The sequence below is a fragment of the Methylophaga sp. UBA5088 genome (assembly GCF_002414625.1).
GTDB lineage: Bacteria > Pseudomonadota > Gammaproteobacteria > Nitrosococcales > Methylophagaceae > Methylophaga > Methylophaga marina.
In genome coordinates, this window is sequence record NZ_DIAC01000129.1 from 23,389 (window position 1) to 31,545 (window position 8,157).

Annotated in this window: 8 protein-coding genes, 1 pseudogene and 1 riboswitch; of the genes and pseudogenes, 5 read left to right on the forward strand and 4 right to left on the reverse strand. The window is 43.3% G+C overall.

Translation table 11 applies throughout. From position 1 onward, the window contains the following. Positions 1 to 11: 11 nt before the first annotated feature. The 5 genes from B4K20_RS15925 (at position 12) to B4K20_RS15945 (ending at position 4,435) form a co-directional block, all read left to right on the forward strand. Positions 12 to 110, forward strand: coding sequence for a hypothetical protein (locus B4K20_RS15925; RefSeq protein ID WP_289283676.1), 99 nt, complete (start codon positions 12 to 14; stop codon positions 108 to 110). Positions 111 to 225: 115 nt separating this feature from the next. Then, on the forward strand, positions 226 to 741 hold the full coding sequence (locus tag B4K20_RS15930) for a hypothetical protein (protein WP_289283669.1): 516 nt from the start codon (positions 226 to 228) through the stop codon (positions 739 to 741). Further along, complete coding sequence (gene mpl, locus B4K20_RS15935) at positions 741 to 2,084, forward strand: UDP-N-acetylmuramate:L-alanyl-gamma-D-glutamyl-meso-diaminopimelate ligase (protein ID WP_289283670.1); 1,344 nt, start codon at positions 741 to 743, stop codon at positions 2,082 to 2,084. The genes B4K20_RS15930 and mpl overlap by 1 nt, the downstream gene beginning before the upstream one ends. Before the next feature lie 2 nt (positions 2,085 to 2,086). Next, positions 2,087 to 2,695, forward strand: coding sequence for a UbiX family flavin prenyltransferase (locus B4K20_RS15940; protein WP_289283671.1), 609 nt, complete (start codon positions 2,087 to 2,089; stop codon positions 2,693 to 2,695). 69 nt (positions 2,696 to 2,764) lie between these two features. Then, positions 2,765 to 4,435: a formate--tetrahydrofolate ligase gene (locus tag B4K20_RS15945; protein ID WP_289283672.1), complete on the forward strand. Its 1,671-nt coding sequence runs from the start codon at positions 2,765 to 2,767 to the stop codon at positions 4,433 to 4,435. A gap of 89 nt (positions 4,436 to 4,524) precedes the next feature. Here B4K20_RS15945 and B4K20_RS15950 read toward each other — a convergent pair whose 3' ends face one another. The 4 genes and pseudogenes from B4K20_RS15950 to B4K20_RS15965 form a co-directional block, all read right to left on the reverse strand. Further along, positions 4,525 to 5,235 carry a hypothetical protein gene (locus B4K20_RS15950; protein ID WP_289283673.1) on the reverse strand — a complete coding sequence of 237 codons (711 nt, stop codon included), beginning with the start codon at positions 5,233 to 5,235 and terminating at the stop codon, positions 4,525 to 4,527. Positions 5,236 to 5,254: 19 nt separating this feature from the next. After that, a riboswitch (cyclic di-GMP riboswitch) is annotated at positions 5,255 to 5,334 on the reverse strand. Positions 5,335 to 5,387: 53 nt separating this feature from the next. Continuing rightward, positions 5,388 to 6,221 carry a co-chaperone DjlA gene (gene djlA / locus B4K20_RS15955; protein ID WP_289283674.1) on the reverse strand — a complete coding sequence of 278 codons (834 nt, stop codon included), beginning with the start codon at positions 6,219 to 6,221 and terminating at the stop codon, positions 5,388 to 5,390. Between the two features lie 5 nt (positions 6,222 to 6,226). Then, a complete protein-coding gene (gene ubiB, locus B4K20_RS15960) occupies positions 6,227 to 7,897 on the reverse strand; it encodes a ubiquinone biosynthesis regulatory protein kinase UbiB (RefSeq protein ID WP_286305562.1) in 1,671 nt (556 codons plus the stop codon). 43 nt (positions 7,898 to 7,940) lie between these two features. Then, positions 7,941 to 8,157, reverse strand: a pseudogene (locus B4K20_RS15965) (hypothetical protein); the annotation flags it as partial.

An 8,157-nucleotide genomic window follows, 5' to 3' on the forward strand; every position in this document is an offset into this window, starting at 1 on the left:
CAGCAGATGGCGTGAGTGGCACGGTTTCTGTTGTTGATACAGCGACAAACAAAAATATCAAAACTATCAACGTTGGAAAATTCCCATGGGGCGTAGTAGTTGACGATTGATTTATAGTTAAACCTTCTTAGAAAAAGCCCGGTTATAAAGCCGGGCTTTTTTGTTTGTGATGAAAAAGATCATTAAATACTTTGTTAGCAATTACTGACACGTTATTATGCCTCGATGAATAAAGTGATTAAGCGTTTTTTGCAGATTTGTTTGTTCCAGGCCAGCCCTGCAGATATTCCAGCATCATCAGTATTAGTTAATATCAGTATCGTCTGTTACTTTATGGTCGGCGTGCTGGTCAGTCATATCGATCACAACTGGATTATCAGTCTCGTGGCGAGTCTAGCCGACACAATTATGTTGATCATCGTGACAAAACTATTATTAGTCAGTAGAGGTTTATCTCATCGCTTTGAACAAACTGTTACAGCGATGGCCAGTACTGGCGCTATCGTAGGTCTGGTGAGTTGGCCTATTTTTTCTGTATTCAGGTTGGTCGAACCACATAGTCAACTGATCAGCATCATTCTATTGATGGTGCTTATTATCATTTTCTGGAGTTTATTTGTTGTTGCACATATCTTCAGGTATGCACTAGATATCCGACCGGGGCTGGCAGCCGTTATCACGGTGGCATATGTCATCGTATCGTTGATAGTTGTTGGACTTACTATTTCAGGAGTGACTTAATGCACATTCATATACTGGGGATTTGCGGCACCTTCATCGGGGGGGTGGCGATTCTTGCGAGGGAGTTAGGCATGACAGTCAGTGGTTCTGATGCCAATGTCTATCCGCCTATGAGTGACCAACTTGCCGCTGCAGGTATTGATGTAAAAGAAGGCTATAAACCTGAGCATTTAGACCCTGCACCTGATTTAGTGGTGATGGGCAATGCCATGTCGCGTGGCAACCCGGCTGTGGAGTATGTTTTAAACAAAGGTCTGCCTTATGTGTCTGGCCCTCAATGGTTAAATGAACATGTCCTGCAAGGCAAATGGGTATTAGCGGTCTCGGGTACACATGGAAAAACGACGACGAGTAGTCTATTAGCATGGATTCTGGAGCATGCAGGTATGCAGCCAGGTTTCTTGATAGGCGGTGTCCCTGATAATTTTGGCGAAACAGCACGTTTAGGTAATACGCCATTTTTTGTGATTGAGGCAGATGAGTACGACACGGCCTTTTTTGATAAACGTTCAAAATTTGTGCATTACATGCCCAGAACACTGATTATTAATAATCTTGAGTTTGATCATGCTGATATCTTTGATGATCTGGCTGCAATTCAAAAGCAATTCCACCATCTGGTACGAACGGTACCTGAACAGGGTTTGATTATTTCACCTCAGGATAAGACGATTGACCATGTCTTTAATATGGGGTGTTGGACGCCAAGACAGACATTGGGTGTTGATGCTGATTGGTGTGCGACATTATTGAAAAATGATGGCAGTGAGTTTGAAGTCAGATATGGTGAGTCTACAGCCCGAGTCAGTTGGGATATGCTCGGCCAACACAATGTGAATAATGCGCTTGCCGCTATTGCTGCTGCCCATCATGTTGGTGTCACGGTTGAGCATGCCTGTGAGGCTTTATCCGTGTTTGCTGGTGTGAAGCGTCGTTTAGAGTTAAAAGGTGAAATCAATAACATTCGTGTTTATGATGATTTTGCCCATCATCCGACAGCGATAGCAACAACAATTGCTGGGCTGAGAGCCAAAATAGGTAACCGTCGTCTGGTAGCTGTATTGGAACCTCGTTCAAATACGATGAAGATGGGAATTCACCAAGATACTCTGGCTCAGTCACTTATTCAGGCAGATAGAGTATTGTTGTTACAAGATAGCGACTTGAAATGGTCATTAAAAAACGTGACTGAAACACTGGGCGAACATGTTAGTGTCTTTGACTCGATCGATGCTATTGTGAAGACGATCAGCCAGGAAGCACAAGCGGGTGATGAGATTTTAGTAATGAGTAATGGTGGTTTTGGCGGTATTCATCAGCGAATTTTAGAGGCGATAGCTTAAGAATGTTGGATCAGCAACAAATTGCATTAGCCATTACCGGTGCTTCTGGCGCGCCTTACGCGAAGCGTTTATTGCAGGTATTACTCAAGCAAGGGCTCACGGTACATTTAATGATTTCTACCGCTGGTAGAATTGTGCTCGCTGATGAACTCAATTGGAAGTTGCCTGCAAGAGCATCGGATGTGCAGGAAAAGCTGAGTCAGGAATTCGACTGTGTTCCTGAACAATTGCAGGTTTATGGTGAACAACAATGGTCATCACCACTGGCAAGTGGTTCACATCGCGTGCCCGCCATGATTGTGTGCCCATGTACCATGGGAACGTTATCAGCAATTGCTTGTGGTCAGAGTGATAATTTAATCAACCGCGCTGCCGACGTCATGCTTAAAGAAGATCGGAAATTGATCGTGGTTCCAAGAGAAGCGCCATTTTCTGTGATTCATCTCGAAAATATGTTGAAGTTAGCTAAACTGGGAGTCTGTATTTTGCCACCCAATCCTGGATTTTATTTTAATCCAACATCCTTAGCTGAAGTGGTCGATTTTGTTGTCGCGAGAATACTTGACCAAGCCAAGATAGAGCATGACTTGATGCCGCGATGGGGGGAGTAATGGGCTATTCGGGATTCGTCGTTAACTCACGTATAATGTGGCTTAAATTTAATGCCGTTCAGGAAAACCATGTCTGATATTGAAATTGCCCAACAGGCTGCCATGCAGGAAGTCATCCAGCTCGCCGAGGAAAAGCTGGGTCTTGCCTCTCAACATATTGACCCATACGGACATTTCAAAGCGAAAGTATCATTAGATGTCATGGATGAGTTGGCAAAACGGCCGGATGGTAAGTTAATCCTAGTAACTGCTATTAGTCCGACTCCTGCTGGTGAGGGAAAAACGACAACCACGATCGGCCTGAGTGATGCGCTAAACCGAATTGGTAAGAAATCCATTGTCTGTGTACGCGAACCTTCTATGGGGCCATGCTTTGGTTTGAAAGGCGGGGCTGCGGGTGGCGGTTATGCTCAGGTTGTACCCATGGAGGATATCAATCTTCACTTCACTGGCGATCTGCATGCAATAGCTTCTGCCCACAATTTATTATCAGCGATGATTGATAATCATATCCATCATGGAAATGCATTACAGTTGGATGCAAGACGTATTGTCTGGCAGCGAGTTATGGATATGAATGACCGTGCATTGCGGGATATCGTGGTGGGTATGGGTGGTCCTGCCAATGGTTATTTGCGTGAAGAGCGCTTTGATATTGTTGTTGCTTCGGAAGTTATGGCTATCTTTTGCCTAGCTAATTCTTTGCCTGAGCTGAAGCAACGCTTGGGAGATATCCTGATCGGCTATTCCGTTGATGGGACACCAAGATATGCTCGAGAAATCATGGCCCACGGTGCTATGGCTGCATTACTAAAAGAAGCGATAAAACCCAATCTTGTGCAGACCTTAGAAAATAATCCAGCCTTTGTTCATGGTGGTCCATTTGCGAACATAGCGCATGGCTGTAATTCAGTTATCTCAACCAAAATGGCACTTAAGCTGAGTGATTATGTGGTCACTGAGGCGGGCTTTGGAGCGGATTTAGGTGCTGAGAAATTTATTGATATTAAGTGTCGCAAAGCTGGGATTAAGCCAGATATGGCTGTTGTTGTCGCCACAGTAAAAGCCTTGAAATATCACGGTGGTCTGGAACTGAAAGAGCTTGGCGAAGAAAACCTCGATGCGTTAAAGGTGGGACTGGCTAATTTAAAACGGCATTTAAGCAACTTACAAAATGAGTTTGGTCTACGCTGTGTTGTTGCCATCAATCACTTTGTTAATGATAGCGATGCAGAAATAGAACTAATTACAACGGCTGTAAAAGAAATGGGAGCTGAAGCCATTCTTGCTCGTCATTGGGCACAAGGTGGGGCCGGTGCCGAAACACTGGCGGAACGTGTTGTCGAAATACTGGATAGCCCTGCTGAGCCTTGTCGTCTGTTATATCCTGATAGTTTACCGCTATGGGACAAAATTAATCAGGTTGCTAAACGTCTATATGGCAGTGGTGAAGTCGTTGCTGATAAAAAAGTGATGGATAAGATCGCTATGTTGAACGAGCAGCACGGGGATATTCCAGTTTGTATGGCAAAAACACCGTATTCTTTTAGCAGTGACCCGAGCTTACGTGGCACGGCTGAGAATCATACGCTGACAATTCGTGATGTTCGTCTGTCAAACGGTGCTGGTTTTCTGGTTGTACTTTGTGGGGATGTGATGACTATGCCTGGATTACCTAAGCACCCAGCTGCTGAACGTATTGATATTGATGATAATGGCTCAATAGTCGGGCTGTTTTGATATAAAAAAGCTCAAATATTAAGGGTGTTAAGCAAAAAAGCCGTAGAAGTTTATCACTACGGCTTTTTTCTTTTATGTGCTTAAATTTTTTAAGCCTGAGTATTCACCTTGCGGCGCAAACCAAGAAAACCTAACAACGCTGGAGCAAACATCCATAAGGCAGCAGGTACAGGCACTGCTGATGGCGTTTGGATATAACTAGCAAAGCCAGTTTCTTCAAAGTTAATTTCATGTGAAAGTGATGCATAAATGAATAATGCATTATCAAGCAGAATATCAGCAGAAGGTAATGTTGATATAGGGCCAGTGAAAAAGTCTTTATCAAACATCATCAGGCCAGACAGAGAAAAACTTTCTGTGAATTCAGACACCGGAAAAAGAGTGCTAGTTGTAAATAGAATCGCATCACCTGTGATATCAGGATTAAGACCTTTATTCACCATCGATGTAACGATATCTGTATTGAATGCATCAAGGTTTGCAATAGTATTATCTAATATACTGAGAGCAAACTGGCTGCCATCAAACAAAGTGGGGGCAGCTGTACCTGAGAGAACGTAATTTGATGATACGTATGTACTCACTGTGCCTGTGCTTGGAAGAGCATATGATGAGTAAAGGGTCGCTGATGCTAGGTCTGTATCGTAAGACCATGTAGCTGGTGCAGACTGGCCGAGCAATGAACTTAGGTCGCCATTAGCTGTTTGCCATGAACCATTAGTTGATAAGCTTGTTGCAGCTATAGCAGCGTTAGTTAAACCAGTAAATAAAGCCAGTGCGATAAAAACTATTTTTTTCATGTGTTCTTTCCTTAGATATTATTGCAGTACAGCCACCTTAGTATCATAAGGTCTGTAACTTTCCGTCCTTGGTTCACACCGAGTTTGGCTTTGGTTAAAGTGTTTCCAGAAAAAATAGTACCAAACAGATAATAATAAATAAAACGAAATTGTTAATTTTGTTCTCGATGTTTTTTTATTAAATCGTATGCTAACTGAATTTCTTTCGCTTGCTCTGTGGCAACGGCAATCATATCTTCTGGAACGCCTTGTCCCATGAGTTTATCCGGATGATATTGGCTCATCAGTTTTCGATAAGCACGTTTAATTTCTTGATTAGAACTCTTTTCAGTCACCCCAAGCGCTTTATAAGCATCGGCCAATTCATCAGAATAAGAGCGCTGCGGACCGGAAGAGTATTGCTGCTGATGACCTCTTGCGAAACTTGCCTGGCTCATCACCATATCCAGAATACGGTTAAACTCGGCCCGGTTATATCCTAACTGAGCAGAGACTTGTTCCAGAATATCTTTTTCTTGTGGATCAAGCTTACCATCGGCTAAGGCCATGACTATCAGGTAAACCAGTAAGACTTGTTTTAGATTAAACGTATTACCACAATGTTGTTTGAAATGATTCATTGTGTCTGTAATATCAAAGTCGGGTTCTGCGCCTCGCTTAAATTGGCGGATGGCTTCTTGTCGATGCTCACCCGACATCCCCATTTTTTTGATAAAGGCTTCCACGTGATCGATTTCAATCTGGCTGATTCGACCATCTGCCTTCGCTAGTTTCCCCATCAAAACAAACACAGTTTCAAGAAAAACTGTTTGACGGGTTTGACTTGTAAATGGATTAGCACCGCCCAGACCATACGCTCGTATACGGTCAGCAAAACCACCAAACAGTAAGCCAATCAGTGCGCCAAAAATTCCTAAAATGAGTAATCCTACACTCATCGTACTGAGTAATATAAAGCCTAGAATAAGGCCAATCCACTTAAACATAACAATTAACTTTTGTTTGAAATACTAAAATAAATAAGACCGAGCCCCCATAGCCCAAATACCCAGCTCAGTACTGGTAACCCTGCAAACATAGTTGTCGAGTAACCATCGAGACCGGTGATAACGGCAGCGCCTACCAAAAATGCAGCGCCAGAGGTAGCAGCAGCACTACGATAACTGGCTTTTTTGATTTCTTTACGCAGCTGTTGAATATCATGTGATGCTAAATTAACGTTCAGCTGACCATCTTGGGCTCTCTTAGTCAGGTCATATAATAGACGCGGCATCTCGGGTAAGGTTTCAGCCCAATGAGGAGCTTCTTGCTTTAGTGTTCTTAACGCTGCTTGCCAGCCCATTTTTTCCTTCATCCATGATTCTAAAATGGGTTTGGCTGTTTTCCATAGATCCAGATCTGGATAGAGGTCACGGCCCAAGCCTTCAATATTCAGTAAGGTTTTTTGTAGCAGCACCAACTGTGGTTGTACTTCCATATTAAAACGACGCGCTGTTTGGAAAAGTCTCAGCAGCAGTTGTCCGAAAGAAATTTCTTTTAAAGGACGAGCGAATATGGGTTCACAAACACTTCTTATGGCTGCTTCAAACTCATCAAGTCGAGTCTCAGCCGGCACCCAGCCTGATTGCACATGTAACTCGGCAACCCGGCGATAGTCATGATTGAAAAAGGCAAGGAAATTTTCAGCTAAATAACGCTGATCATCTGGAGATAATGTCCCCATGATGCCAAAATCAACAGCAACATAACGTGGATTTGCCGGATCATGACTATCCACCATGATATTACCGGGATGCATGTCCGCATGGAAAAAACTATGCTTGAATACTTGGGTGAAAAAGATTTCGACCCCCATTTCTGCCAGTTTTGCCATATCCACACCTTTCGCGATTAAACCTTCAGTATCGCTAATAGGCGTGCCATAAATACGTTCTTGAACCAGGATATTAGGCTTGGTCAGCTTCCAGTATATCTTGGGGACATATAGTAAGGTGGTGCCTTCAAAATTGCGTTGCAGTTGAGAGGCTGAAGAGGCCTCGCGCAACATATCGAGTTCATCAAAAAGGTTCTTCTCAAGCTCAGCTACGATCTCTCTGGGCCGTAATCGTTTTCCCTCAGACCAGTATCGTTCAGCAAAAGATGCCAAGGTATACAACAAAGCAATATCACGCTTGATAATGGGCTCTATGCCAGGACGAACCAGTTTTATAACGACTTGCTCACCACTTTTTAATGTAGCTGCGTGTACTTGTGCGATGGAAGCTGAAGCAAGCGGTTCAGGTTCAATATGAGCAAATAATGTCTCAATGGATTCTGCTTCATAGGCTTTATCAATCAGTTGTTTTGCTTGCTCAGCGGGAAAAGGTGCTACTTGGTCTTGAAGTTTAGCTAATGAATTGGCTATGTCAGGCGGCAAGAGATCGCGACGCGTTGATAACACCTGTCCAAACTTTACAAAGATAGGTCCTAAGTCCTGTAATGCCAGTCTTAATCTTTCGCCTCGAGGCAGTGTCGATTGTTTATTGCGCCAGCGATGTGGCGATAAAAAACTGAAATACCGAAGCGGACGCAATAAATGGATTGCTTTGATCACTTCGTCCAGGCGATGTTTTGCCAGGACGTGATTAATTTGAATCAGCCTGGATAACTGATTAGCCTTCATTAATGGCTCCTTACATGGTTATGACTGCGGTCAAGAGACAATGTCAATACTCTGTTTTCAACCTGTTTATTCGTGCTTCAAGTCGATCGATATCCGCAGTTAACCTGTCCACATCATTCATAAAGTCATCAATTTGAATCTTGTCCGGTAATATGTGCGCTTCTTCACGAAGGTACTCGGAAAGTGACATAGATAATGAACGTTGAGTTGCATTCAGCCATGAGAAACTGTGTTTAATCGCATAACTAAGCGGTTGGGCG

Bases quoted from the DNA above. Each gene is read 5' to 3' on its own strand.
- B4K20_RS15950 (WP_289283673.1), bottom strand. From the start codon at position 5,235: ATGAAAAAAATAGTTTTTATCGCACTGGCTTTATTTACTGGTTTAACT.
- ubiB (WP_286305562.1), bottom strand. From the start codon at position 7,897: ATGAAGGCTAATCAGTTATCCAGGCTGATTCAAATTAATCACGTCCTG.
- B4K20_RS15945 (WP_289283672.1), top strand. From the start codon at position 2,765: ATGTCTGATATTGAAATTGCCCAACAGGCTGCCATGCAGGAAGTCATC.
- djlA (WP_289283674.1), bottom strand. From the start codon at position 6,221: ATGTTTAAGTGGATTGGCCTTATTCTAGGCTTTATATTACTCAGTACG.
- mpl (WP_289283670.1), top strand. From the start codon at position 741: ATGCACATTCATATACTGGGGATTTGCGGCACCTTCATCGGGGGGGTG.
- B4K20_RS15940 (WP_289283671.1), top strand. From the start codon at position 2,087: ATGTTGGATCAGCAACAAATTGCATTAGCCATTACCGGTGCTTCTGGC.
- B4K20_RS15930 (WP_289283669.1), top strand. From the start codon at position 226: ATGAATAAAGTGATTAAGCGTTTTTTGCAGATTTGTTTGTTCCAGGCC.